Source organism: Massilia niastensis DSM 21313 (genome assembly GCF_000382345.1).
Lineage (GTDB): Bacteria > Pseudomonadota > Gammaproteobacteria > Burkholderiales > Burkholderiaceae_D > Telluria > Telluria niastensis.
The window spans coordinates 1-26434 of sequence record NZ_KB908148.1 but is presented as its reverse complement, the minus strand read 5'-3'; the positions used below and the strand labels follow the sequence as shown (position 1 = coordinate 26434).

At 68.5% G+C, this 26434-nt stretch carries 18 protein-coding genes and 1 pseudogene; 13 read left to right on the top strand and 6 right to left on the bottom strand.

What is annotated here, in order from left to right:
* The 6 genes and pseudogenes from H162_RS34850 to H162_RS32045 form a co-directional block, all read left to right on the top strand.
* Positions 1-369 (top strand): annotated as a pseudogene (locus H162_RS34850) (acyl CoA:acetate/3-ketoacid CoA transferase); the annotation flags it as partial.
* Positions 370-396: 27 nt separating this feature from the next.
* Positions 397-1590 (top strand): cytochrome P450, encoded by a 1194-nt coding sequence (locus H162_RS0126555; protein WP_020656519.1) that lies wholly within the window; start codon positions 397-399, stop codon positions 1588-1590.
* Entirely contained in the window at positions 1587-2888 is a 1302-nt protein-coding gene (locus H162_RS32050; protein WP_020656518.1) for an MFS transporter, read from the top strand. Before H162_RS0126555 ends, H162_RS32050 begins: the two co-directional genes overlap by 4 nt.
* Positions 2885-4393 (top strand): hypothetical protein, encoded by a 1509-nt coding sequence (locus H162_RS0126545; protein ID WP_020656517.1) that lies wholly within the window; start codon positions 2885-2887, stop codon positions 4391-4393. Before H162_RS32050 ends, H162_RS0126545 begins: the two co-directional genes overlap by 4 nt.
* On the top strand, positions 4393-5148 hold the full coding sequence (locus tag H162_RS0126540) for an OmpA family protein (protein ID WP_020656516.1): 756 nt from the start codon (positions 4393-4395) through the stop codon (positions 5146-5148). Before H162_RS0126545 ends, H162_RS0126540 begins: the two co-directional genes overlap by 1 nt.
* Before the next feature lie 135 nt (positions 5149-5283).
* Positions 5284-7407, top strand: coding sequence for a sensor domain-containing protein (locus H162_RS32045; RefSeq protein WP_084677141.1), 2124 nt, complete (start codon positions 5284-5286; stop codon positions 7405-7407).
* 33 nt (positions 7408-7440) lie between these two features.
* Here the strand turns inward: H162_RS32045 and H162_RS0126525 are convergent, their stop codons facing one another.
* From H162_RS0126525 to H162_RS0126505, 5 genes are all read right to left on the bottom strand, one after another.
* Positions 7441-9897 (bottom strand): SEL1-like repeat protein, encoded by a 2457-nt coding sequence (locus tag H162_RS0126525; RefSeq protein WP_084677140.1) that lies wholly within the window; start codon positions 9895-9897, stop codon positions 7441-7443.
* A gap of 142 nt (positions 9898-10039) precedes the next feature.
* A complete protein-coding gene (locus H162_RS32040) occupies positions 10040-11434 on the bottom strand; it encodes a serine aminopeptidase domain-containing protein (protein ID WP_020656512.1) in 1395 nt (464 codons plus the stop codon).
* 16 nt (positions 11435-11450) lie between these two features.
* The gene (locus H162_RS0126515; protein WP_020656511.1) at positions 11451-13130 is read right to left on the bottom strand and encodes a tannase/feruloyl esterase family alpha/beta hydrolase; all 1680 of its coding nucleotides are present in this window, start codon (positions 13128-13130) and stop codon (positions 11451-11453) included.
* Positions 13130-15841, bottom strand: a complete 2712-nt coding sequence (locus tag H162_RS0126510) for a TonB-dependent receptor domain-containing protein (protein ID WP_020656510.1) — start codon at positions 15839-15841, stop codon at positions 13130-13132. The genes H162_RS0126515 and H162_RS0126510 overlap by 1 nt, the downstream gene beginning before the upstream one ends.
* A 295-nt stretch (positions 15842-16136) precedes the next feature.
* Positions 16137-19055: a TonB-dependent receptor domain-containing protein gene (locus tag H162_RS0126505; RefSeq protein ID WP_020656509.1), complete on the bottom strand. Its 2919-nt coding sequence runs from the start codon at positions 19053-19055 to the stop codon at positions 16137-16139.
* A 239-nt stretch (positions 19056-19294) separates the two neighbouring features.
* Between H162_RS0126505 and H162_RS0126500 the strand changes: the two genes are divergently transcribed.
* Positions 19295-19786, top strand: a complete 492-nt coding sequence (locus tag H162_RS0126500) for a MarR family winged helix-turn-helix transcriptional regulator (protein WP_051110014.1) — start codon at positions 19295-19297, stop codon at positions 19784-19786.
* 17 nt (positions 19787-19803) lie between these two features.
* Here the strand turns inward: H162_RS0126500 and H162_RS0126495 are convergent, their stop codons facing one another.
* Positions 19804-20592, bottom strand: a complete 789-nt coding sequence (locus tag H162_RS0126495) for an IclR family transcriptional regulator domain-containing protein (RefSeq protein WP_040788313.1) — start codon at positions 20590-20592, stop codon at positions 19804-19806.
* 178 nt (positions 20593-20770) lie between these two features.
* On the opposite strand from H162_RS0126495, the gene pcaH reads away from it, so the two are divergent.
* The 6 genes from pcaH to H162_RS33575 form a co-directional block, all read left to right on the top strand.
* Positions 20771-21463, top strand: a complete 693-nt coding sequence (pcaH, locus tag H162_RS0126490) for a protocatechuate 3,4-dioxygenase subunit beta (RefSeq protein WP_020656506.1) — start codon at positions 20771-20773, stop codon at positions 21461-21463.
* A gap of 16 nt (positions 21464-21479) precedes the next feature.
* Positions 21480-22001 (top strand): peptidase associated/transthyretin-like domain-containing protein, encoded by a 522-nt coding sequence (locus H162_RS0126485; RefSeq protein ID WP_020656505.1) that lies wholly within the window; start codon positions 21480-21482, stop codon positions 21999-22001.
* Positions 21998-23386, top strand: a complete 1389-nt coding sequence (locus H162_RS0126480) for a lyase family protein (protein ID WP_020656504.1) — start codon at positions 21998-22000, stop codon at positions 23384-23386. Before H162_RS0126485 ends, H162_RS0126480 begins: the two co-directional genes overlap by 4 nt.
* Complete coding sequence (pcaCD, locus tag H162_RS0126475; RefSeq protein WP_020656503.1) at positions 23383-24633, top strand: bifunctional 4-carboxymuconolactone decarboxylase/3-oxoadipate enol-lactonase PcaCD; 1251 nt, start codon at positions 23383-23385, stop codon at positions 24631-24633. The genes H162_RS0126480 and pcaCD overlap by 4 nt, the downstream gene beginning before the upstream one ends.
* A 109-nt stretch (positions 24634-24742) precedes the next feature.
* Positions 24743-26080 carry an MFS transporter gene (locus H162_RS0126470; protein ID WP_020656502.1) on the top strand — a complete coding sequence of 446 codons (1338 nt, stop codon included), beginning with the start codon at positions 24743-24745 and terminating at the stop codon, positions 26078-26080.
* 176 nt (positions 26081-26256) lie between these two features.
* Positions 26257-26434, top strand: a 178-nt coding sequence (locus H162_RS33575; RefSeq protein ID WP_211223712.1) for a transposase domain-containing protein, incomplete at its 3' end; no start/stop codon positions are given.

Genomic DNA, 26434 nt, shown 5'->3' with positions numbered 1-26434 from the left:
CTGGTGTTCTGCGGCACCTTCACCGCCGGCGGCCTGGAAGTGAAGGTCGGCGACGGCGCCCTGCAGATCGTCCAGGAAGGCAGGAGCCAGAAGTTCATCGGCGGAGTCGAGCAGATCACCTTCAACGGCCTCGATGCCGCCCGCCGCGGCCAGGAAGTGCTGTTCGTGACCGAGCGCGCGGTGTTCGCGCTGACCGCCGACGGGCTGGAACTGACCGAGATCGCGCCGGGCGTGGACCTCGAACGCGACGTGCTGGCGCACATGGGATTCAAGCCCATCATGCGCGACGTGAAGCGGATGGATGCCGCGCTGTTCCAGGAAACCTGGGGCGGCCTGGCTGAAGGAATCGCCCGCAACGGCGCTCGCTGATCGATGCCCCCCACCCGAGGTGACGCCATGCAAACGAAGCATCCCGAACAGGACTACGACCCGCTGGTCAAGGAAACATTCGACACGGCGCATCTCGAGTACGCGCGCCTGCGGGCCCAGTGCCCGGTGGCGCACAGCGAGGCGCTCGGCGGATTCTGGGCGCTGACCAGGTACGCCGACGTGCAGCGCGTGTTTTCGGACCCGGCCATGTTCATCACCTCGGTGCAGAACGTGGTGCCGAAGGTGGCGTTCTCCGGACGCCGCCCGCCCCTGCACTTCGATCCGCCCGAACACACGCCCTACCGCTCCGCCCTGAATCCCCTGCTGTCGGAGCAGAAGATCGCCGCGCTGGAGCCGACCATCCGTTCCTGCATCCGGGCCGAACTGGCGCCGCTGCTGGCACGCGGCCACGGCGACGTCTGCGGCGACTTCGCCAGCATCTTCCAGGTCAAGGTGTTCAGCATCTGGATGAACCTCCCGGCCGCGCTCGAAGCCCAGCTGGCCGAAGCCGGCCCGGCCTTCGTCAAGGCCGTCGAGTCGGCCGATCCCGACAAGATGAAGGAAACCAGCTTCGTCCTGTACGACATGGCGCGCGCCCTGGTCGCCATGCGCAAGGCCGAACCCATGGATCCGGCGCTGGACCCGGTCAGTTCCTTCCTGGCGGTGCGCCACGAGGGCGCCCCGCTGCCGGAAGAGATGGTGGTCGGCGCGATCCGCCAGGTGCTGGTGGTCGGCATCGTCGCGCCGATGATCATGATCGGGAACATGGTCATCCACCTCGCGCGCCACAAGGACCTGCAGGCGCAGCTGCGCGCCGATCCCACGCTGATCCCGGCCGCGGTCGAGGAATTCCTGCGCCTGTACACGCCCTACCGCGGCTTCGCGCGCACCGCCCGCGCCGACGTCGAGATCGGCGGGCGCCTGATCAGGAAGGATGAGGCGATCGCCCTGATCATGGCCTCGGCCAACCGCGACGAGGAGGTATTCCCGGAACCGGACCGCTTCATCCTGGACCGCCCCAACATCCGCGAGCACCTGGCCTTCGGCCGCGGGCCGCACTATTGCGCCGGCACCGCCCTGGCGCGCAAGGAACTGCAGATCGCGCTCGACGAGCTGCTGAAGGCCACCCGCGACTGGGACATCGACGGCGAGGTCCTGATGAGTCCCTTCCCCGAACTGGGCCCCTGGTACGTGCCGGCCCGCTTCGAGGTGGCCGCGTGAGCGCGCCGGCCGATGTTGTCGTAGGAAAGATTCGCCGGCACATCATCCTGCCATTCGTCCTGCTGCTCATTGTCAGCTCGCTGGACCGCGCCAACCTCAGCTTCGCCGCCCTGCAAATGAATGCGGAGCTGGGCCTGTCGCCCTCCCAGTACGGCCTGGCGGTGAGCGCCTTCTTCGCCGGCTACCTGGCCTTCCAGTTTCCCAGCATGTACCTGCTGCACCGCTATGGCGCGCGGCGCTGGATCGCCGGCTCGGTCCTGATGTGGGGCGTGTTTGCGCTCGGCATGATGCTCGTCGAAGGCCCGACCGCCCTGTATGTGCTGCGCTGCCTGCTCGGGCTGGCCGAGGCCGGTTTCGCCCCCGGCGTCGTCTACCTGTGCAGCCGCTGGATGCCGAAGCGCTACCGCGCCGCCGCGATCGGGATGACCATGCTGGCGGTGCCGATCTCGGTGGTGTTCGGCGGACCGTTCTCCGGCTGGCTGATGTCGATCCAGAATCCGCTCGGCCTGTCGGGCTGGCGCTGGATGTTCATGGCCGAAGGCGTGCTGACCATCGGCTTCGCGCTGTTCGCCTGGAAGATCTTCGTCGACAGCCCGGCCGAGGCGCGCTGGCTGGACGAAGCCGACAAGGAATGGCTGCGCCAGCAGATCGCCCGCGACGACGCCGACACCAGCGCCGCCGGCATAGGCAGCGGGCGCGGCATCCTGCGCAGCGGCCGCGTGTGGGCCGCCTCCGGCGTCTGGTTCGCCCTGATCGCGGGCGCCTACGCCATCCTGTACTGGCTGCCCCAGGTGGCGCGCCAGTTCGCCGCCAGCACGCCCTTCGAGATCGGCCTGATCAGCGCCGTGCCCTGGCTGGGCATCGGCATCGGCATGGCGGTCAACGCGCGCCACTCCGATGCGAGCGGCGAGCGCTTCTGGCACGTCCTGCTACCCTTGCTCCTGTGCAGTGTCTGTCTCGCATTGGCAACAGTCCCGGCGAACGGCGCGGTGGCGCTGGTGCTGCTTTTTGTGGCAGGATTGGGACTGGGCGGTGCGCAAAGTGTCTTCTGGACCATTCCTACCGGCTTTCTCGACAAGGATGCGGCACGCCACGGTATTACGATGATCAATTTTTGCGGCAACCTGGGCGGCCTGTTCGGCCCCTATGCCATCGGCGTGGTGCGCCAGTCGACCGGGTCGTTCTCGGTCCCGATCTACGCCATGGCACTGATGCTGCTGGCCGGAGCGCTGCTCCTGCTCTGGACCCGTGCCCGCGCGCCGCGCGACGGCGCACCGCTTTCCGCTTCGACTCCATGAAAAAGAACCTGATCCGCCTGGCCGGCGTCTCGCTCGCCGTGCTGGCCACCGCCAGCGGCGTCCTCGCCTACGACCTCGTCTACGACATCGAACGCTGGTGGGAGCCCGGCGACAACCGGGTCTTCCCGCGCGAACAGACCTACGCCAACGAGAACGGCAAGCTGACCACCCTGAACGCGGCCGGCAACACGGCCACGGCCGGCCATCCCTTCTTCACGCCGCTCGGCAGCAACGGGCGCGCCTGCATCAGCTGCCACCAGCCGGCCGACGGCATGAGCCTGTCGCTCAAGACCATCAACGCGCGCTGGGCGCAGCTGGGCGCGAAGGATCCGATCTTCGCGCCGGGCGACGGCGCCAACTGTCCCAACCTGCCGGCCGGGGACAAGGCCTCGCACTCGCTGCTGCTCGAACGCGGGCTGTTCCGCATCGCGCGGGTGTGGCCGCCGCGCGATGCCGCCGGCAGGAAGATCACGCCGGAATTCTCGATCGAGGTCGTGCGCGATCCCACCGGCTGCAACACCAGCCGCGAATACGGCTTGGACAGCGCGACGCCGACCGTGTCGGTGTACCGCCGGCCGCGCCCGGTCGCCAACCTGAAGCACATCATGGCGGTCGGCTTCTCCTTCGATCCGAAGAGCGGCCTGCCCTTGCAGCGCGATCCGGAAACCGGCGAATTCGTCAGCGAAGCCCTGATGGCCGACACCCGCGTGCTGACCTTGAAGGCGCAGGCGATCGACGCGATGCGCACCCACCTCCAGATGCACGGCAATCCGACGCCGGAGCAGCTGCGCCAGATCGTCGAGTTCGAGTCGCAGATCTCGTCCGCGCAAAGCCACGATCCCTGGGGCGGCAGCCTGGCCGCGGGCGGCGCCCAGGGCGGCCCGCAACACATCGAGAGCGGCAAGGGCGGCGTCCTGCAATCGACCTCGAACCCGATCTGGAAGGAATTCCTCGGCTGGAAGGACGGCGGCACGGAGCCCGGGCTCGACCCGGAACAGAAGCAGTTCCGCGCCTCCGTGGCGCGCGGCGCGGAGCTGTTCGTCAAGCGCACCTTCCTGATCAAGGGCTCGGCCGGCATCAACTCGATGGGCTTCGGCGACCCGGTGCGCAATTCCTGCGCGATGTGCCACAACATGCACCAGAGCGGCATCGACATTGCGCCGGGCCGCATCGACCTGGGCACCACCAACGAGCCGCACGCCAAGCCCTCGCCCGAGCTGCCGCTGTTCAAGCTGACCTGCGGCGACAGCTACAAGGCGCATCCCTTCCTCGGCAAGGTGGTGTATACCCAGGACCCGGGCTACGCCCTCACCACCGGGCGCTGCGAGGATATCGGCAAGATCACCACGCAGTCGATGCGCGGCCTGTCGGGACGCGCGCCCTACTTCGCGAACGGCTCGGCCGCCACCCTGCGCGAGATCGTCGACATCTACGATCGCCGCTACAACATCCAGTTCACCGAGCAGGACAAGCAGGACCTGGTCAACCTGATGAAGGTACTCTGATGAAGACATCCCGCACCCTCCTCTATGCCGCGCTGCTGGGCGCGGCGGCGCAGGCCCAGGCGGTCGGCTTCGTCGCCTGCCCGGTCTACCGCGACACCGACGCCGGCCGCAAGTCCGGCTGCTGGCTGGCCAACGACGGCGCCAGGGGCGTGCGCTACGACGTCACCGAAAGCGCGAGCAAGCCGGTGGTCGGACGCATGGTGCTGGTCGAGGGCGAGGTCGCCGGCGCCAGGGACATCTGCGGCGGCGTGGTGCTCAACCCGGTGCGGGTGGCGGTGCTCGAGCAGCCCTGCCCCGAAGTCGTGGTGCCGGCCGAGGGCTTCCCCAGCAAGCCGTCGGTGCTGCCGGCCGAGTTCCTGCAGCCGCTGGGCGTGCCGCGCAAGCTTCCCGAGGCGCCCTTCTCGCCCCAGACCTACCAGATCGGATTCAGCTTCAACGACGACCGGCTGATCTACCAGAGCGTCGAGACCACGATCGAGCGCGCGATGCTGTATGCGGTCGCCAGCAAGGCGCGCAAGGTGCGCGTGACCGGCTATGCGGACGTGCGCGGCTTCAGGGTGTCGGGACGGAAGCTGGCCGAACCGAAGGCCCTGGCCAGGGCGCGCGCCGAGATGGTGACCCTGGCGCTGGTGCGCCTGGGCGTGCCGGAGGCGTCGATCGAGACCCGCTGGCGCACCGACCCGCAGCCGATCGAGTCCCCGCCCTCGCTGGCGAATGCGTCGAAGCGCCGGGTGACCGTGCAGGTGGAGCCCTAGTACGTCTGGAGAAACCCCGGCGTCACTGGGCAGCCCGCTCGCTGCTCACCGTTGCAGGCCCCGATTGGCACCATCGGCAGGATAGGACCATGCTACCATCGCATGCAAATCCGATAATTCTCCCGCACCCCCATCATGCCTTCCAGCAACGACGCAGACATTCAGCCTCGGCTTGAGGACCTGCTCGCGCATTTGCCGGCGGGTGTCGTCGTGCATGGCGCCGACGGTCGCATCCTGAACGCCAATCGTCTCGCCTGCGAACTGATCGGTCGGAGCGTCGAGCAACTGAGAGGCACCGAGTTTTCCGACGCTGCCTGGTGCCTCCTGCGCGCCGACGGCAGTCCCATGCTGCCGGAGCAATTTCCAGTCAATATAGTCCTGCGCACCGGCCGCCAGGTATCCCAGCACCTCCTCGGCATCCCGGGCCGGGAACCCGAATCGGTGCTCTGGGTGCTCTGCAATGCTTATCCGGAATTCGATGCTGGCGTGCTGCGCCGGGTCGTCGTCTGCTTTACCGACTGCACCGCGATGAAGCGGGCCGAGCAAGGCTTGCAGAAATCGGAGGAGCGGCTGCGCCTGGTACTGCAGGGCTCGACCGATGCGCCATGGGACTTCGATCTCGCCAAGGACGAGATTTATTATTCCGATCGCTGGTGGAGCATGCTCGGCTACCAGCCCGGGGAGCTGGGCGGCGATACCGGCATTTGGCTGGAGCTGTCGCACCCCGACGACAGGCTGCGCATCTCCACCTACTGGCACGATCTGCTCAACAGTCAACGCGAGACCTACAGCGTCGAGTGGCGCCTGCGTCATCGCGACGGGCACTACGTGCCCGTCCTGTCGCGCGGATTCGTCACGCGCGATGCCGAGGGCAAGGCCCTGCGTGTGTCGGGCACCAACACCGACCTGACCGAGCGCAAGCTGGCGGAGCAGCGCATCCATGAACTGGCCTATTACGATCACCTCACCGGCCTGCCGAACCGCCGCCTGCTGGTCGAGGAACTGGACAAGGCGCTGGCGCGCAGCCAGCGCTCGGGCCGCCTCGGGGCGGTGATCTTCCTCGACCTGGACAATTTCAAGCTGCTGAACGACACGATGGGCCATGCCTTCGGCGACCTATTGCTGCGCCAGGTCGCCGAGCGCATGCACCACATGCTGCGGCACAGCGACCAGCTCGGGCGCCTGGGCGGCGACGAATTCGTGATCGTGCTGGAAGACCTGGGCGACGGGACGCACGATGCGGCGCTGGAGGCGAACCGCGTCCTGGAAAAACTGCAGCAGAGCCTGCGCCAACCCTATTACCTCGACGGGCGCCAGTTCTCGAGCACGCCCAGCATGGGGGTGGCTTTGTTCGAAGGCAACTCGACCGACATCGAGACCCTCCTCAAGCAGGCCGATCTTGCCATGTACCGGGCCAAGTCGGAAGGACGCAATACCGCATGCTTCTTCGATCCCGGCATGCAGGCCCTGGCCGAGCACGAGGCGGCGCTCGAGCGCGCCCTGCGCGAAGGTTTGTCGGCGCACCAGTTCGTGCTGTACTGCCAGCCGCAATTCAGCAGCCAGGGGCGCCTGGCCGGAGCCGAGGTGCTGTTGCGCTGGCGCCGCGCCGACGGCGAGCTGCTCGGTCCCGACGAGTTCATCGGCCTGGCCGAGTCGTCGGGCCTGATTGTGCCACTGGGCCAGTACGTGCTCGAGGAAAGCTGCCGCATGCTGGCGCGCTGGCGCGCCGATCGCACGCTCGGCAAGCTCAAGCTCGCGGTGAACGTGAGCGCGCACCAGTTGCGCAGCGCCGACTTTCCCAGGATGGTGGCCGACATCCTCCTGGAAACCGGCGCCCCGGCGGAGAAACTGTGCCTGGAACTGACCGAAAGCGTCTTTGCCGAAAACGTCGCGGAAATCATCGCGCACATGCACGAACTGCGCAGCCAGGGCGTGCATTTCTCGCTGGATGACTTCGGCACCGGCTATTCCTCGCTCGCTTACCTGAGACGCTTCCCGCTGACTGCCTTGAAGATCGACCGGTCCTTCGTGCACGACGTCCATCTGGATCCGGATGCCGTGCCGATCATCGAGGCCATCATCGCGCTGGCCCGCAAGCTCAAGCTCGAGATCGTCGCCGAAGGGGTGGAACACGAGGCGCAGCGCAGCTTCCTGACGGACGGCGGCTGCAGCACGCTGCAGGGCTACCTGCTGGGCCGGCCGATGCCGATCCAGGAATTTGAAGAGATGTACGGTAGTGCCGGGATCGACAATGCATGACCTGGCTGGAAAGCCAAGCCTCGTCCCTGCCACTCAGCCAGCAGGCGTGGCGCCGGCGCCAGGTACGCCGGCGCTGTGCGCCTCGACCTGCAGCGCCGCGGCCTCGTCGCCGGCGGCGCGGTATGCGGCCGCCAGTACCGCGGCCGTGTCGCGCGTATCCGGATGGCCCGGCCGCACCCGCAGCCGGATCGCCAGCGTCCGCCGCAGCAGGGCGATCGCCTCGCCGCTCTTGCCCTGCCCTTGCCGGCTGCGGCCCTGCTCGTGCAGGATCACCGCCACTTCGGAATGGTCCTTACCGGTTGCCGCCTCGATGATGCCCAGCGCGCGCGCCAGCACCTCGTCGGCCTGCACGAAGCGCCCGGTTGCCACGTACAGCCGCCCCAGGCTGGTCAGGCTGATCGCCACGTCGTAGTGCGCCGGCCCCAGCACCTGTTCGCGCATCGCCAGGCCGGCGAGCAGCGTCTTTTCCGCCTCCGCGAACTTGCCGGCGGCGTTCAGGGCGGTCCCCAGGCTGTTCAGCGCGCTGCCCACGCTGTGGCTGGGCCTGGACCCGCTGGCGGTCTCGCTGATGGCCAGTACGCGCCGGAAGCCCGTTTCCGCCGCCGCGTAGCGGCGCAGCCCCAGGTCGTTATAGGCGAGGTTGTTTAGGGGCGTCACAATCCGCGGATTGTCCTTGCCCAGGCTGGCCTCCAGGGTCGCCAGCGCCTGCTCGAACAGGGGTTGCGCCTCCTGGTACTTGCCGGCCTCGTACAACACCTGCGCCAGCGAGGCCCGCGCGCGCGCCGCCTGCGACGACGCCGCACCATGGAGGTCTTCGTGGATCGCCACCGCCCGGCGCCGCCACGCTTCGGCCTGGGCCAGCTGGTCGCGCGCCACGTAGACGCGCGCGAGGGCCCCGTAGCTGCCCGCCACGGCGGCGTGGCGTTCGCCCTTCGCCTCCAGGCGCAGCGCAAGCGCGCGCCGGTACGCCGCTTCCGCCACGTCGAGCCGGTCCTGTTCCATGGCGATGTCACCCAGTGTATCGTGCGCGTCGGCGATGCCGGCGGCTTGTGCATCCGGGAGAGTCGCGAGCAGGGCCAGCTGGCCGCGCACATGAAGTTCGGCCCGGTCCAGCAGCTGGCGGTTGCGGTAGGCCTCGGCCAGCCGGCCGCGGGCGGCGGCGAACTCCAGGCTGTCGCGCGAACCATCCGGCGCCGGCGCGTCGAGCGCGCGCTGCACCACCCGGTCGGCTTCGGCGGCCTGGTTCCGTGCAAGCAGCTGGGCCGCGAGGTCCAGAATGTTCCCGGCATTGCCGCGCGCGATCTCCCGCTCGACCAGGGCCTCGGCCCGGACGCGGTCGCGCGCCATCCCGCGCCCGTCGAGGTGCATGGCGATCAGGTGGTTCAGTGCGGGATGGACGCCGCCGTCGCTCGCCTGCTGGTACCAGCGCGCCGCCCCCGCCTCATCTTTCGCGACACCCTTGCCCTCTTCCATGCACTGGCCGATCCAGAACGCGCCGTACGGATCGCCGCCGGCGGCGGCGCGCGCAAACAGCCTGGCGGCAGCGGCTTCATCGATCGGACGGTCGAAGCCGAACAGGTAATTGCGGCCGAGCCGGACCATGGCGCGCGGGTCGTCCAGCGCCACGCCCTTGGCCAGCCAGCGGTCGGCTTCGGCGTAGTCCGTGGGCACGCCGTCGCCTTCGAGGTACCTGACCGCCAGCGAGTGGATCGACTCCTTGTGCCCTTCTTCGGCGCCGGCGCGCAGCAGGCGCAGCGCCTCGGCCATGTCGCGTTTGCCACCCAGGCCGTCGGCGAGCATCTCCGCCAGCAAGTAACGGGCATCGGGGTCGCCCAGTTCCGCGCTCTTGCGGTACCAGGCGCGCGCGCCGGGCCGATCCTTGACGAAGGCGTCTCCGTGGTAGAGCGCGAACGCCAGGTAATACATGCCGACCCGGTTGCCCAGCTGCGCCGACTTGAGCAGCCAGGCCTGTCCGCGGGCCGGGTCGGCGGCCACACCGCTGCCGTACAGGTAGATCCGGCCCAGGTGCCGCATGGCGTCGGTATCGCCCCCGTCGGCGCCTTTCGCAAACCAGTGACGGGCGGCCTCGAGGTCGCCCCGTTCCGCGGCCGTTTCGCCGACATCGTTCTGGGCTGCGCTGTTGCCCTGCTCGGCGGCCTGGCGCATCAGATCGTCGGCCGCCGCGGCATCGGCCGCCACGCCCCGTCCGAAGCGGTAGCACAAGGCCAGCCCGTAGCGGCCTTCGGCGCTGCCGCCGTCGGCCGCCGCGCGGAACCAGCGCAGCGCGCCGGCGGCGTCGGCCGCCACGCCCCGACCCTCGTAGTAGCGCCATCCCAGGGCGACCATCGCCTCCTGGTCGCCACGTTCGGCGGCCAGGCGCTGGCCCTGCAGGGAACTGGCGGCCACCAGGGGCGCGGCCGGGACGCTGGCGCCCGCGGGCACGCTCGCGCAAACAAGAGGAAGGAGGAACAGGGTGCTGCGGAGGGACATGAGAGACACGGAATGGATGAGGTCGGCTAGTCTGCACCGCCCGCTTCCACCTTGTCAATACGGAACCTGGAATGCGTGGCGAATGCCCGACGAGACGCCGGGCCGGTGCATTCCGGCGGCCGTGACGCCATCCGTTTCCCTTCTACCGGGACTGGTTCCCGGGCTCGCCGGCGCAGCGCGCCTCGGCGCCGGAGCAGGCGCGCAGGAAGGGCGCCGGACGGAACCCGGTATAGTCACCGCCCTCTGGTGCGGTGGAAGCGGCCAGCGCATTCAGGCTTGGCGCCGAGCTGGCATCCTTGCCGCCGGCATTCCACGAACCGCTCTCCAGACGCTGCTGCAGGGTCATCAAGGCGGCCACCGTCTCGCCGGGCTTGAAGTTGCAGTGCCCGACCCGCTGCACGTAGGCTTCCCGCACCAGTTCTCCCGCCCCCGCTGCGCGCGCCAGGCGCGCATATTCGCCGCTGAATTCGGCCAGGGTCACCGGATCGGACACCGTCTGCACCAGCAGCACCGGTTTCGCCAGCTTGCCGGTCGGCGCGTAATGGCGCTTCATGTAGCCGACCGCGCCGGGTTCGGCGGCGATGCGCGGCGCCTGCGCCAGCCGCTTCAGGTCCGCATCGAGATCGAGCCCGGCCTGCGCGTAGAGCGCGCGCACGAAGGCGGCGCGGCCCGATTTTTCCAGTTGGGCCGTGTAGTCGATCCCGGTATTCCACGAAAAATTGCCGCCGGCGCGGGCAAGCTGGTCGTCGCGCGGCAGCAGGACCGCGCCGACGAAGCCGCGGTACAGCTGGTGCTGCTGCGCCGCGATGTCGTCCGCCGCGGGCTGTGCGCTGCCTGGCTCGATCCAGGTCGGCACCTGGCCCAGGGTGGCCGCCAGCGCCAGGCGCGCCCTGCCCGCCGGCGTCGCCTGGGCGGCGTCGAGCTGCTGCTGCCATTGCGCCAGCTGCTGCTTGCCCTCGCCCTTCGGCCCCTTGAACAGCAGGGGCAGCGCGCTGTCGGGCGCCAGCAGGGTCTTGAAGGCGAAGGCGCCGTCGAGCGCCGCATTCATCATGCCGACCGTGCCGGCCGCCGAGGCGCACAGCGCCAGGCCGGCGTCGAAGCGTTGCGGATGGCGTTCCAGCAGCGCGATCGTGATCAGGCCGCCCATCGACGTGCCCCAGGCTATCGTCCTGGCGGGCTTGCCGACCTGGGCGGCGAAGGCGTCCAGGGTCGCGACCTGGTCGGGCACCGCTTCCTCGAGCGCCCAGCCGGCTTTCGAAAAGCCGGACCCGGCCAGGGCGAAGCCGCGCGCCAGCAGCAGGTCCTTCTCATCGCGCGCGACGTTGCGCACCGGACCGGCGGCGGGGCCGGCCGAGTAGCCGCGGCTGAACAGCAGCAGCGTGCCGTTCCAGTTCGGCGGAACGTCGAAGGTGTAGCGCGCCCCGCTGGCGATGCTGCCTTCGAGGTGGCGAACCGGCGCCGGGTCGGCCGCCGGCGCGGCGCCGGACTGGATTGCCAGCAGCGCGGCGAGGGCGATGGCGTGGTAGTTGATGCGCATGCTTGTTCCTTGTTGGTCAGTCGGGCGCCACGCAGGCGTGGCTGGCGGCTTCGTTCACCGGTCCGCCCTGGTATCTGGCGTAGCGCGGCCAGGCGCACAGCGGACGGCTGACGCCCTTCCCGTCCGGATCGAGCGCGCTGCCGGGCAGCGCGCGCGCCTCGATCCGCTCCGGCGCCACGCCGCGTTCCACCCATGCGGCCAGCGGCGCCAGCTGGTCGAACTGGTCGGCGGTAGCACCGCCGCGGCAGTGCGCCATGCCCGGCACCATGAACAGGCGCGCCATGTTCGCCGCGCCCGCACCGTACTGCCTGCCGATCCGCTCCACCAGGCCGACGATGGCGCGCGCCTGCACCGCCGGATCGGCGCTGCCGGTATAGATCAGCATCTTGCCGCCGCGGCGGTAGAAGGCCTCGAAATTCGGGCCCGGCCTGGCCGGATCCACGTTCGCCCCATGGAAGTCGAGGCGCCCCTGCGCCAGCTTCGCCGGCTCCTTCTCGACATCGAAGCGCGCCACATACCCGACCGACGACGCCGGATAGGACGCCACCTCGTCGGCCGGCCCGGTCACGCCCGGATAGCCGCGGAAGCCGTAGCCCATGTAGTAAAAGTTGGGCATGATGCTCTTGTAGAAGGACCCGAGCGGGAAATCGGATCCCGCGACACCCAGGTAAGTCTCGCGCATGCCGTGTTCGATGCTGCCGGGGTAGAAGCCGGGGTGCACCAGTTCGCCCTTGCGGTCGCGCAGCCCGTCGTACAGCTCGGCCAGGCCGCCCGCCTGCACCCGGCTCAGGCAGCGCGCGTCCGTGCTGGCGCCGCCGTCGGCCCGGCACTGCAGCGCGCGGATATCTTCCGGCGTGGAGCGGCAGGCCGCGACGTTCGACATCAGGCCGTCGACCGCGCCGTCCAGGCGGTCGCACTTCTGCATGAAATGGCCGGCCGCATAGGCCAGCTGCTCGTCGCGGAAGGCGCCCGAGGTGTCGGTAGGCGTGGTCCCCTCGGGGACCCCGGCGACCCGGCTGGCCATGCGCAGCACCGACATGTTGTGCACCCACTGGTCGTACACCGCCATGCCCGCGTTGCCGGACACCACGCCGTCGAAGTCGGCATGGCGCTGCGCCGTGACCAGCGCTTCGCGTCCGCCGTTGGAGCAGCCGACGAAGTAGGCATACTCGGGCGCGCGTCCCGTGAAGTTCTTCAGCAGCGACTTGCTGGCCAGGGTCACCTGGTGCACGCCCTCGTGGGCGAAATCGAGGTAGGCCTCGCGGTCCAGCGCGAAGCGCGGATCGCGCCCCTGGTGTCCCGAATCCTGGGCGACCACGGCATAGCCCTGGGCCAGCGACTTGCTGCCGTCCTTGAGGGTGCCGAGCGCGTCGCCGACGCTGCCGTTGTTGCCGCCGCCGCCCTGGAAGACCAGGCGGCCGTTCCACTGCTGCGGAATCCGCAGGCGGAACTGGTTGCCATAGCGGGTTGCATCCGGCGCGCCGGCATGGGCGCCGATCGTGCCGGTGACGATGCAGTGCGCCGGCAGGCCGTCCCCGCCGGCCGACCAGGTGGCCGCGTCCAGGGTGGCGCTCTCCCCGTCCACGGTCCCCAGGGCCGGCGCCAGCGCGGCGGCCGTGCAGGCGTCGGCCGGCGCGGCCGCCACCTGCGCACTGGCGGCGCAGGCCGCCAGCAGCACGATGTGGCGTGCCTTCATCAGAACTTGTACGACAGCGTCAGCGAGGCGAAGCGTCCGATCGCGCTGGTGTTCTGCGGGTCGAAGGCCATGGTCGCGTTCTGCACGAACGGCGGCTTGCGGTCGAACAGGTCCTGCACGCTGAGGGCCGCGCGCAGTTCCTTGTATTGTTCGCCGAACAGCTTGCCGATATCGTACTGCGCGGTCAGGTCGATCGTGGTGTGCGAAGCGATCTTCGGACGCGTTGCCAGGGTGGCGTTGGTGTACGCGTTGGTGAAGTTGGCGAACGCCGTCACGCGCGCATTCTCGCCGGTCCAGCCCAGTTCGGCCCGGGCGCGCAGGCGCACCGGGTTGTTCAGGGTGTTCAGCAGGCCGCCCACCAGCGGCGTGGTCGGCGTGAACTGCTGGCGGTAATTGAAGACATAGTTGGCGGTGGCGGCGGCGGTCATGCGGCCGAAACCGGTGGTCCAGTCGTAGCGCGCGGCCACGTCCACGCCGCTGGTCTTGACCACGCCCGCATTGTAGCGGCGGCCGTCGGCGATGAAGCGGATGCCCGACACCGGTTCGGCGGTATTGCCGGTGAAGGTAGGCTGGGCCATCAGCGCGGTGATTTGCGCAACGGTCGGCGCGCTGTTCAGGTAAGCGGCCAGCTCCGGTTTTTGCAGGATGGCGGTATCGTTACCAGGCGTCAGGATGCGGTCCTTGTAGTCGACCTTGAAGAAGTCGGCGGTCAGGCTGAGGCCGCGCACTTGCGACGGCCGGAAGTTCACGCCGAAGGTCGTGATGTCCGCGGTTTCCGGATCGAGCCCTTCGCGGCCGCCGAGCAGCGAGATGCCGCGCACCGTCGAGCGGCCATCCGCCGAGATGCGGTCGACGACGTTGATCAGGCCCGCATTGATCGGATCGATGTCGCCCAGGGTCGGGGCGCGGAATGCGGTGCCGTAGGTGGCGTAGATCTTCAGGCCGTTGGCCGGAACCCAGTCGATGCCGACCTTCGGATTACTGGTGAAGCCGAAATCGCTGTAGTCGTCGGCGCGCACCGCCAGCGACAGGTCGAGGCGGTCGATGAAGGGCTTGGCGTTGGCCTTGCCGACCAGCGGCACGTTCGCTTCGGCGTACAGCGAGCGCACGGTACGCTTCGGCAGCGCGCTCGAGTTATCGATATGGAAGACGGTGCTGTTGTTGGGCGTCGAGTTGTTGCGGTCCTCGTAGTACTCCATCTCGTCCTTGTGCACCTCGGCGCCGACCGCGACGCGCAGCTTGCCGGCCGGGAGATTCATGACCGGGCCGTCGAACTTCACGCCGACGTCGTGCATCGTGTACGAGGAGTTGCGGTCGTTGAAGGCGCCGATCTTCGCCAGGGTCGCCGGGTTGTTGCAGGCGAAGGCGGAAGCATCGCAGAACAGGTTGAGGGCGGTGGCCGGGTTGGTATCGGCCAGCGCGGCGTTGACCGCATTGCCGTTCAGGTTCTGGCTCAGCGACTTCTCGTCGGTGCGGCTGGTGGCGATGTAGGCGTTGCCGCTCCAGTCGGCGCCGATGTCGAAGTCCAGGCCCGCCATCACGCGCCCGGTGCGCTCGTGGCCTTCGCTGAGCGAATTGCCCAGTTCATTGATCCACGAGTGGTTGACGACCGTCGAGGTGGCGCCCGGCACCGGGCTGACGAAGAACGGATTCGTATTGCGCACCGTGTAGTTGCCGGACTGCGGGTCGGTGTAGCGGTTGTACTTGCGCTCGGAGCCGAAGGCTTCCAGGTTGAAGCGGACGGTGTCGCTCAGTTCCTGGCTGAACGCGCCGACGAGGCTGAGGCGATCCTGTTCCGGCAGGGCGTCGCGTCCCTTGTAGACGCTCAGGCGGTTCGGGTTGCCGGCCACCAGCTGGGCGGCGGTGAGGCCCCTGCCGTTCTGTCCCGCCGGGATGGCATAGCGGGTGCTGCCGACCTGGATGTTGCCCGGGTTGGCGTTGAAGCCGCGCAGGTCCGGACCGCCCCATGGGCGCATGTCGTCGGTGTAGAACTCGCGGTCGTCGGCCGACAGGCGGCTGCGCTTGTTCTTGTCGACGGCGAACATCACGTTGCCGCCTTCCCAGTTTTTGCCGACGATGGCGCCAAACTGGTTCTGGTGGATGTCCTTGCCCTCGCCGCGGCGCGCCGACAGCGCCACGCCGTCGAAGCGCTTGCGCAGGCGGATGTTGACGACCCCGCCGACCGCGTCCGAGCCGTAGGTGGCCGAGCCGCCGTCGGTGATCACCTCCATGCGTTCGATCGCCAGCGGCGGGATGGTCGACGGGTCGGTGTACTGCGCCGCCAGGCCGCCCGGCGCCATGCGCACGCCGTTGATCAGGGTCAGGGTCGATTCGGGGCCGAGTCCGCGCAGGTTGATGCCGGAACCCAGGGTGATGTTCTGGTTGGCGTTTTGCGCGGCATTGGTGTGGCCTTCGTCCGCGCCCAGGTTCTGGACCTGCGGCAGGAGGCGCAGCAGGTCGGTGGTGCTGGCCGCGCCGGACTTCTCGATGGCTTCGCGGTCAAGCTTGGTGACGGGAGCGCCGACCGGCGCCGCGCCGCGGATCAGGGTACCGGTGACGACCACCGAATCCATTTTCGCGGGAACTTCCTGCGCCATCGCGGCAGTCATCGCACTGCCCGCATACATCACGGCGATCACCTGGGCGATCTTGAGTGGACGAAGCTGGAATCCGCGCTGGGCGCCTTGCTGCGATTGGGTGCTACCCGTCATGTTTGCATCTCCTGAAGTGACGCGGCCCCGTGCGGAACCGCGTTTGGTTTTTATTTATAATGATTCTAGTTTAGAACCAAATATCAGGGTCAGGCAAGCAATTTTCCAATACGCATGGATCATATCGAATTCGCCGCAGGCGAGGCCCCAAAATAGCCGGAAAGTGGTGCTGAATCTGCCGCCACAGGGCATGGCGGCGTGTATCGCTGTCGCGTGCACACGACACCTGCCCTGTAGCGCAAACCGGCGCAGGCCGAATTGCTTCGGGCTGCGCCGGCGGCCGCGCGGCGGCGTGTCAGAAGAAGGCTTTGCTCAGCTGCAGGGAAACGATGCGCCCCAGTACATTGGCGTTCTGGGCATCGTAGGCGAAGGCCGCGTTGTTGTTGGTCGACAGGACGAGCGGAGGATCGCGATCGAAGACGTTCTGGATGTTGAACGACAGGCGGGTGCCGCCGAACAGTCCGCCCTTGGCGGCCGAGCGCCATGCCAGGTGCAGGTCGAAGGTCTTCCACGCATCGATCTCGACCTTCGGATTGGTCACGCCCGCGATCGTGACCGGCAAGTCGTTGAGGTAGGAACCGACATAGTTCATTGCCAGATTCGCGCTCCACTGCCCTTGCGTCCAGCCGAGCGCGCCGCGCCCGCGCACCGACACCGGCACGTTCATGCGGTCCAGGTCATCGGTCTCCCCCGCCAGCGGCGACACCTTGACCCTGTTGTGCAGGATCCTGGTGGCGTTCAGGTCCGCATGGAAGCGGCCGTGGGCCGTTTCCACTTCGTAGCCGATATCCAGGTCGACGCCATCCTGCACCGTGCTCGCCGCATTGGTATTGCGTGCGGTGAACAACGCGGTCAGGCGGCAGGCATTCGATTCGTCCGGCGCCGACAGCGAGGGTTCGCCGAAGGCCGCCGCGTAGATCGGGTTGTAGGTGCTGCGGTTGCCCGGGATGCAGCCGGCGGGCTGCGCGGCGGGCGTGATGTAGGGCGCGTACACGGCGCGGTTGGCCGCGCTCGCGAGGAAGCTGCCGCTGACCGTCTGCAGGCCGATGATCTGGTTCTCGTACTCGATGCGGTAGACGCTGCCGCCCAGGCGCAGTCCGTCGATGAACGAAGGCTTGTAGTCGGCGCCGAGCGAGAAGTTCCTGGCCTTTTCCGGCGTCAGCGCCGGGTTCGAGCCGCCCAGGCGCAGCACATAGCTCTGGCGTGTCCCCGCGTTCGACAGCGGGATCGCCGGATCGTTGGCGTTGTTGGTCAGCAGTTGGGTGCTGACCGAGGAGAAGAAGCTGGCGTTCGCATCGGTCAGGTCCGGGGCGCGGAACGAGGTGCCGGCGGCGCCGCGCAGCGCCAGGTCGCCGTTCACGCCCCAGACGAAGCCGATCTTCGGGTTCGAGGTGCTGCCCACGTCCGAGTAGCGCTGCGCGCGGCCGGCCAGGTTGAGCGAGAAGCGCTGCATCAGCGGCAGGCTGTTCCCGGGTCCGACCAGCGGCACCGACAGCTCGCCGTACACCGCGTTGATGCGGCGCTTGCCGTAGGCGCCGATGGTGTCGGCGGTCTGCTTGATGCCGATCGAGTCGCGCCACTGTTCGATACCCAGGCTTTCGGCGCCGACCGCGGCGCGCACCATCCCGCCCGGCAGGGCGAACAGCGGGCCGTCGAAGCGCAGCGAGGCCTGCTGCATCTTGACCCGGTTGCGGTCGTTGCCCTCGACCAGGAAGCGCCCCAGGACCGCCGGCGAGGCGGGCGCGGAGCTGAACGGATTGTAGCTGCCGTCGTTCAGCGCCGCCTGCAGTTGCTGGGTGAAGATGTTCCCGTTCAGCGCGGGGATGCAGTTGGCGCAGGTCCTGGTGCCGGTCGCGGTGAAGATCGCCTCGGCGCGCCACTTGTTGTCGAAGTCGAGCTGCAGGCCGACGGTGTTGCCATGGCCGCTCGCGACCGAATGCCCGGAGCCGATGATGCCGCGCCCGACGTCCTTCAGGAAGGAGAACGACACGGTTTGCGGCGCCCCCGGCGCGACACCCGGCACGCCCGGCACGTAGTACGGGCTGCTGGCCGGCAGGGTCAAGGTCGCGGTGGGCTGGATCAGGCCCAGGATGGTGTTTTCGCGGCGGTTGTAGTAGGCCTGGTAGTACAGGCGGGTTGTCGCGTCGATCTGCAGGTTCAGGTTCAGCGAGGCCTGGTTGCGCTTCGTTTCCGGCAGCAGGTCGGTATGGTCGCTGGCGTCGAGCAGGTTGGGCTGGTTGCGCAGCAGCCCGGCGCCGGTCAGGCCGGTGCCGCCGTATCCCGGCGGGATGCCGTAGTAGGTGAAGTTGCCCGCGCTCGGGAACAGCGGGTTCTGGCTGGGACCGGCAACGATGATGTTGCCGGGCGCCCCGCTGCTGGCCAGGTTGGTGCGGATCCGGTTGTCCAGCCCGCCGAGCGGACTGAGGTCCTGGCGCGTGAAGGGCGACGCCCCCTGCAGCAAGGCGTCGCGCTGGTCGTGGTCGAAGGCGGCGACGATGCTCAGCTTGCCCATGCCGCCGAGGCGCTTCACGGTATGGCCGGCGACGATCGAGGCGCCCTTCTGGTCGTAGCCCTGCGTGTGGGTGTAGCGCGGCGTGATCTCGACGCCGTCGTAGGACTTGCGGGTGATGTAGTTGACGACGCCCGCGATCGCGTCGGAACCGTAGATCGCCGAGGCGCCGTCGGCGACCACGTCGATCCGCTCGATGAAGGACACCGGCAGCTGGTTGGCCTCGGTGAAGGTGGTCACGTTGCCGGTCGGCGCAATGCGGCGGCCGTCGATCAGCACCAGGGTCGCGCTGGGGCTCAGGCCGCGCAGGCTGATGGTATTCCCGCGCTGGACGTTGGCCCCGCCGTTCTGCGCCGTGGTCTGGGTGTCGCCGTAACCCAGGCCCTGCACCTGCGGCACCGTCTTCAGCACGTCGATCGGATTGTTATAGCCGGTCTGGAGCAGGGTTTCGCGGTCCAGCACGACGGACTTCGAACCGGCCGCGCTGACGCCGCGGATCTGGCTGCCGGTGATGACGACTTCCGCGACCGGCTCGACCGATGCGGGCGCCGCGGGGTCGGCGGCGCCGGCCTGCGCGCAAGCGGGGCCGGCCGCGAGGGCGCACAGCACCGCCAGCGCGACCGCGCTCCGCGGGAAAGGAATGCCGGGCGTGGCGGCGATCGGTGGGGTCGGGACGAACGAAGTACTGCTGCGGCGCATCGGCATAGCTGGTCTCCTTGGTGATCGTCGTGACGCCGGGCGGCGTCTGCATGCGCCATGGCGGGCGGCGTCCATGCATTGATTATTTTTTATAATAATTTTAGTCTATAATCATAATTGCATTGAACGCAAGAACTTTCAGCGCCCTGGCCCGCATCGACATCGTTGCTGTGCACATGGGAATGTGCGAGCGCCGTGTTATGATTCCGCCGATCCGCGCGGTACCCTATTTGACAGTCACCCAGATGCCGACCAAGAAGCACGAAAAATTCATCGAAGCCGTCCAGGAAGCGGCCGACCAGCCGCTGAACCAGGAAATGCTGCTCAGCCTGGTCGGCTATAACTGCCGCCGCGCCTACCTGGCGATCATGCCGCTGTTCCACGAGCGCATGGGCGAACTCGAACTGCGGACGGTGGACTTCTCGGTCCTGAGCCTGCTGCACGCCAATCCGAACATCACGCAAAAGCGCCTGTCGCAGGCGATCAACGTGTCGCCGCCCAACCTGGCCATCCTGCTCGACCGGCTGGAGGCGCGCGGCCTGCTGCTGCGCCAGCGCAATCCGCTGGACAAGCGCTCGCAGACCCTGGTCCTGACGCCGGAAGGCGCGCGCATGGCGGTCCAGGCCGAGGAGAAAGTCAGCACGCTCGAATCCGAGGCCACCGCCGCCCTCAGCGATGCGGAACGCGCCCAGCTCCTGAAGCTGCTGCAAAAAGTGTTCCAGCCGGCACGCGGCTGAAAGCGCGCGTCCCCTTCCTACAGCAGCGCCGCCATCTCCACCTGTACCTTCAGCAGCGCCGGCAGGCAGCGTTCGACGATCTCGCCGGCCGGGATGCGCGCCGCGTGCAGGCTGACGTTCATCGCCGCCACCGTGTCGCCCCGGAAGTTGCGGATCGGGACCGACAGCGTGCGCAGGCCCAGTTCCAGTTCCTGGTCCACCAGCGCATAGCCCTGCGAGCGCGTGCGCGCGATTTCCAGCAGCAGGCGCTCCTTGTTGACGATGGTGTATTCGGTCAGCGGCTCGATCGCGACGCGCTCCAGGTAGGCCTCCACCTCTTCCTGCGGCAGGCTGGCCAGCATCACGCGGCCGTTGGCGGTGCAGTAGGCCGGCACCCGGGTGCCCGGCTGCAGGGTTCCCGACACCAGCCTGCCGGCGCTGACGGCCGCCACGCACACCAGGTCGTCGCCCTCCAGCACCCCGGCGGACGCCGCCTCGCCCAGCGAAAAGGCGAGCCGGTACAGCAGGGGCTGCACGATGCGCGGCAGGCGCGCCGAGTGCAGGTAGGACTGGCCCAGGCGCAGCACCTTGGGCGTCAGCCAGAACACCTTCTCGTGCTGGCGCGCATAGCCCAGGTGGACCAGGGTGATCAGGTAGCGCCGCGCCGCCGCCCGGGTCAGGCCGGTGCGCGCGGCCACCTCGCTGATCGTCAGGCGCGAACGCTCCTGGTCGAAGGCCTCGATCACCTGCAATCCCTTGTCGAGTCCCGCGATCAGGTCGCGCACCTGCGGCGCCGCCGGTTCGGCCGACATATCGTTATCAACCATAATTAACCCCGATTTGTGCGAATATCGCACATTTTGGGCGATCTGCGTAACTTGCGCAACTTTACCGTCTTGTTCGCGCGTCGACACCGGTCTAGGATGACTCCACCCAACCAGGCGAGCGCGCCTTGAGCGATAGTCGCACATGCTGCGCAGCCGACCGCCAATACAGGAGATTGCCGTGCAATTCGACGAGCTTGCGCCGGGTAGCCACCCGGGAGTGATTTACCCCCCTTACAAATCGACCGTGAAGCGTGGTCCGACCCAGGACGCGCTGCGCATCCATGTGCCGTCCTCGCTGACGACCAACCTGGCCGCCGCCCGCAGCCTGCTGCTGCCGCACGACGCCGACCTCACCGCCCATGGCGACAGCGCTCCGCTGGGCGAAAAGATCGTCGTCACCGGCCGCGTGGTCGACGAGGACGGCAAGCCGGTGCGCAATTCGCTGCTCGAGGTGTGGCAGGCGAATGCCTCCGGCCGCTACCGCCACAAGAAGGACCAGCACGACGCGCCGCTCGATCCGAACTTCAACGGCTGGGGCAAGATGCTGACCGACGACGACGGCCGCTACCGCTTCGTCACCATCAAGCCGGGCGCCTACCCGTGGGGCAACCACGACAAGGCCTGGCGTCCGGCCCACATCCACTTCTCGATGTTCGGGAACGTGTATGCGCAGCGCCTGGTGACCCAGATGTACTTCCCGGGCGACCCGCTGTTCGAGTACGACCCGATCATGCAGAGCATTTCCGACCTCGCCGCGCGCGAGCGCCTGGTCTCGCGCTTCAGCCTCGACCAGACCGTCGGCGCCGAGATGCTGGGCTATGAATTCGACATCGTCCTGCGCGGCCGCAACGCCACGCCGATGGGCCTTTAAAACGAGGAGCAGCAACATGACTTTACCGGTTACCCCGTCCCAAACCATCGGACCGTTCTCGCACGAAGCCTGGCAATGGGCGTGCGAGGCAAGCGCCTCGGTCGAAGCCAGCGCGTCGACCCTCACCATCCACGGCATCCTGCGCGACGGCGACGGCGCCCCCATCACCGACGGCATGATCGAAGCCTGGACCCCGTCCGCCGCCGAGCCCGAGAGCGGCCACGCGCTGGCCGGCTTCCGCCGCATCCCCAGCGACGACAATGGCGCCTTCAAGCTGATTCTGACGCGCGGCCCGTCGGACGCCGGCGAGCCGGCCGCCCTGGTCACCGTGTTCGCACGCGGCCTGCTGGTGCACCAGTTCACCGCGGTGTTCCTGGAAGACGATAACCTCGACCGTTCCGAACTCCTGCGCCAGGTGCCGGCGGAGCGCCGCTCCACCCTGATCGCCCGCAAGACCGGCACCAACGCCTACCAGTGGGAGATCTGCATGCAGGGCGCCGCCGAAACCGTGTTCTTCGACTACGGCGGCGCGGCATGAGTGTGTCGCTGTTCGACGGCTTCCTGACGACGCCGGAGATGATTGCCGTCTTCGACGACGGCGCCGTGGTCCATGCCATGTTCCGCTTCGAGGAGACGCTCGCGCGCGCCCAGGCGGCGAATGGCCTGATCCCGGAGAGCGCCGCGCGCGCCATCGCCGGGGTCTGCATGGCGCCGCTGTACGACATCCCGGCGCTGGTGCACGCCAGCCGCCGCGCCGGCAGCCTGGCCATCCCGCTGGTGAAGGAACTGACCGCGGCGGTGGCCTTGTACGACAAGGAAGCCTCCACCTTCGTGCACTGGGGCAGCACCAGCCAGGACGTGATCGACACCGCGATGGTGCTGGTCACGCGCGAGGCGCTGGCCCTGCTGGATGGCGGCCTGGAGCGGCTGAGCGCAAGCCTGCTGGACCTGGCCGAACGCCACGCCGGCACGCCGGTGCTGGCGCGCACCCTGATGCAGCCGGCCCAGGTGACCAGCTTCGGCTTCAAGGCCGCGCTGTGGGCGGGCTCGCTGGTGCGCGCCCGCGCGCAGCTGCAAGCGGCCGCGGGGCGCGCCCTGCAGCTGCAGCTGGGCGGCGCGGTCGGCACGCGCTCGGTGCTGGGCGCGCAAGGCGCGGCGGTGGCGCAGCACATGGCCGCCGAGCTGGGCCTGGGCTGCCCGACTGTCGCCTGGCACACCCAGCGCGACGAATGGGTGCGCCTCGGCCTCGAAGTGGCCGTGCTCACCGGCAGCCTGGGCAAGATCGCGACCGACCTGGCCCTGATGGCCCAGGGCGAGATCGGCGAACTGGCCGAACCGGGCGGCGCGGGACGCGGCGGCTCGTCGGCCATGCCGCACAAGCGCAATCCGGTGGCGGCCATGATCGCGCTGGCGGCCAGCAGCCGCACGCCGCAGGTGGCGGCCAGCCTGCTCGGCGCCATGGGCCAGCAGCACGAACGCGGACTGGGCAACTGGCAGGCCGAGCTGGCCGAATGGCCGGGCCTGTTCCTGTCGGCGCATGGCGCCCTGGCGGCGCTGAATGAAGCGATCGCCGGCCTGCAGGTCGACGCCGGGCGCATGCGCGCCAACATCGACAGCCTCAAGGGCCTGGTGTTCGGCGAAGCCGTGGCCGCCTGCCTGGCCGGCGTCATCGGCCGCCCGGCGGCCCATGCGATGGTCGAAGAGCTGAGCCGCACGGCGGTGTCCAGCGGCCGCCACCTGGCCGACGTCGCATCCAGCGCCATCGAGTCCGACCCGCGGCTGCAAGGCAGGATCGACCGGGAGCGCTGGCAGTCGCTGTTCGACCCGGCCGCCGCCGCCGAACCCGCCGGCGCGCTCGCACACGGCCTGCTGCGCGAGCTGCGCCAGGCATGCCAGACCCACACGGAGGACAACCAGCAATGAGCTACGACCCGATCGACCACGACCTCGAACGCGGCCTGCGCAACCGGCGCAGCATCCTGGGCGACGCCTGGGTGGACCGTTCGATCAGCAACGCCAACGAATTCAACGCCGAATTCCAGAACCTGATCACGCGCTTCGCCTGGCACGAGATCTGGGGCCGCCCGGGACTCGAGGCGCGCATGCGCCGCGTGATCGTCCTGGCCTCCACCATGGCGCTGGCGCGCTGGGAAGAGTTCGAGCTGCACGTGCGCGCCGCCCTGCTCGACAAGAGCGAAAACGGACTCACGCAGGACGAACTGAAGGAAGTGCTGATGCAGGCCGCGATCTATTCCGGCGTGCCGGCCGCGAACACCGGCTTCGCCCTGGCCCAGCACATCCTGCGCGAACTCGAACAGCCGCTGCCCCCGTCCGATCCCGCCGACGTGGCGCACCCGGGCGTCGGCCGCACCGGCGTGACGCGCAGCAGCCCCGCCCTGTACTACAGCGTGCGCGCCCCGCGCAACGGCAAGGCGCCGCGCCACACGATCGTGCTGAGCCACGCGCTGGGCTGCGACCTGGACATGTGGGACGAGCTGGCCAACCACCTGGCCCGGGATTGCCGCGTGATCTGCTACGACCATCGCGGACATGGCGGCTCGGAAGCGCCCCCCGGCCCGTACGCGATGGCCGACCTGGCCGACGACGCCGCGCGCCTGCTGCGCGAACTCGACTCCGGCCCGGTGGTGTGGATCGGCCTGTCGATGGGCGGCATGGTGGGCCAGGAGCTGGCGCTGCGCCACCCTTCCCTGGTGACGGCCCTGGTGGTCGCCAACTCGACCTCGAACTATCCCGAGGCGGCCAGGGCGATGTGGCGCGACCGCATCGCGACCGTCGAGGCGCAAGGCGTGGAAGCCATCGCCGACGCCGTGATGGGACGCTACTTCCACGACCGCTTCCGCAACACCCAGCCGGCGACGGTGGCCCGTTTCCGCAGGCGCGTGGCGAGCACCGGCGCCGCCGGCTATGCCGCCTGCTGCGCGGCCGTCGCCGGTGTCGACACCAGCGCGCGCTTGTCGCACATCGCGGTGCCGACCCTGGTCATCGCGGGCGAACTCGATGCCGGCACGCCGCTGGCGATGTCGCAGCAGATCGCCAGCCAGGTGCCGCAGGCGCGCCTCGTGGTGGTCTCGGAGGCGTCCCACCTGAGCGCGATCGAGCAGCCTGCCAGGTTCGCGCAACTGGTGGAGGGATTCATCCAGAACCTGTAGGCCGGCAGGCCTTGGCCCATCGTTAAAAGGGTATAGACCATAAGCATGTTCACGCAGCAAGCCGGCGCCGCGCAGGCGCCGGCCATCAAAGAATAGTGGAGACAGCCTCATGCAAGACGATATCCGCGCCGCCGGCGCGATCAATGTCCAGGACTTCCTGAACCAGAACCGGTTCTCACCTTTCCAGTGGCTGATTTTCGGCCTGTGCTTCCTGATCGTCCTGCTGGACGGTTTCGACACGGCGGCCATCGGCTTCATCGCCCCCTCCCTGATCAAGGAGTGGGGCGTGACGCGCCAGGCGCTCGCGCCGGTCCTCAGCGCCGCCCTGTTCGGCCTCGCCGCCGGCGCCCTGCTGGCCGGTCCCCTGTCCGACCGCGTCGGCCGCAAGCTGGTCCTGAGCCTGTCGGTGCTGCTGTTCGGCGTGGCCTGCTTCTGGTCGGCCTTCTCGACCGGCCTCACCGAACTGGCCATCCTGCGCTTCGTCACCGGCCTGGGGCTGGGCGCCGCGATGCCGAACGCCGTGACCCTGATGAGCGAATACTGCCCCGACGGACGCCGCGCCACGCTGACCAACGCCATGTTCTGCGGCTTTCCGCTGGGCGCGGCGTTCGGCGGCTTCCTCGCCGCCTGGATGATCCCGCACTTCGGCTGGCAAAGCGTGCTGCTGCTGGGCGGCGCGGTGCCGGTGCTGGTGGCGGTCCTGATCGTGCTGCTGCTGCCGGAATCGGTGCGCTTCCTGATCGCCCGCGGCGGCCGGCAGGACCAGATCCGCGCCGCCCTGCGCCGCATCTCGGCCAGCGCCAACCGGGCCAGCATGTTCGTGATGACCGAAAAGGCGCCGGCGACCAAGGCCAGCAACGGCATGGGCGTGATCATGTCGCGCCCCTACCTGGTCGGCACCCTGATGCTGTGGGTGACCTACTTCATGGGCCTGGTGATCTTCTATTCGCTGATCAACTGGATGCCGCTGCTGCTGAAGGATGCCGGGCTGTCGGCGCACAACGCCACCCTGGTGTCGGCCCTGTTCCCGCTGGGCGGCGTGGGCGCCGTGTTCTTCGGATGGCTGATGGACCGCTACAACGCGAACGTCGTGATCGCGAGCGGCTTCGCCCTGACGGCGGTCAGCATCTTCGCCATCGGCCAGAGCGCGAACAACCTCGGGCTCCTGATGGGGGTCGTGTTCGTGGCGGGCGTCCTCATGAACACCGCGCAGTCGTCGCTGCCTTCGCTGGCGGCCTCGTTCTATCCGACCCAGGGACGCGCCACCGGCGTGTCGTGGATGATGGGATTCGGACGCCTGGGCGGCATCGCGGGTTCCTTCCTGGTGGCGGAACTGGCGCGCCAGCAGTTCGGGATCGAAGGCATCTTCGCCGTGGTCGCCCTGGCCGGCGTGGCGGCGATGCTGGCCTTGCTGGTCAAGATGGTGACCGACCCGAAGCGCGCGTAATCCCGGATGCAGGGACGCTGTAGCGCCCATGAAAAAAACCGCTGGCGTGGCGACGCCCCAGCGGTTTTTTATCGCCATAAACCAATCAGGGTCAGAGTCTAATGCGGTTAAGTTAAGCCGCCTTTGATCATTTGGCTGTTGTAAACGTGTAGCGGCTCTGTTAACCTGCGGTTCCGATGCTAGCCGATACCCTCCCACTTGTAACCGCAGATCTTCCCGCTCCTGATTGGCAACGGCTGGGTGAGCATCTGCCAGTTGAGTGGATCGAGCAGGCGCTCAGCCATACAGGTAAGGCGAGCATTCGACGAAGACGTTTGCCAGCACAGCAGGTAGTGTGGTTAGTCATTGCGTTGG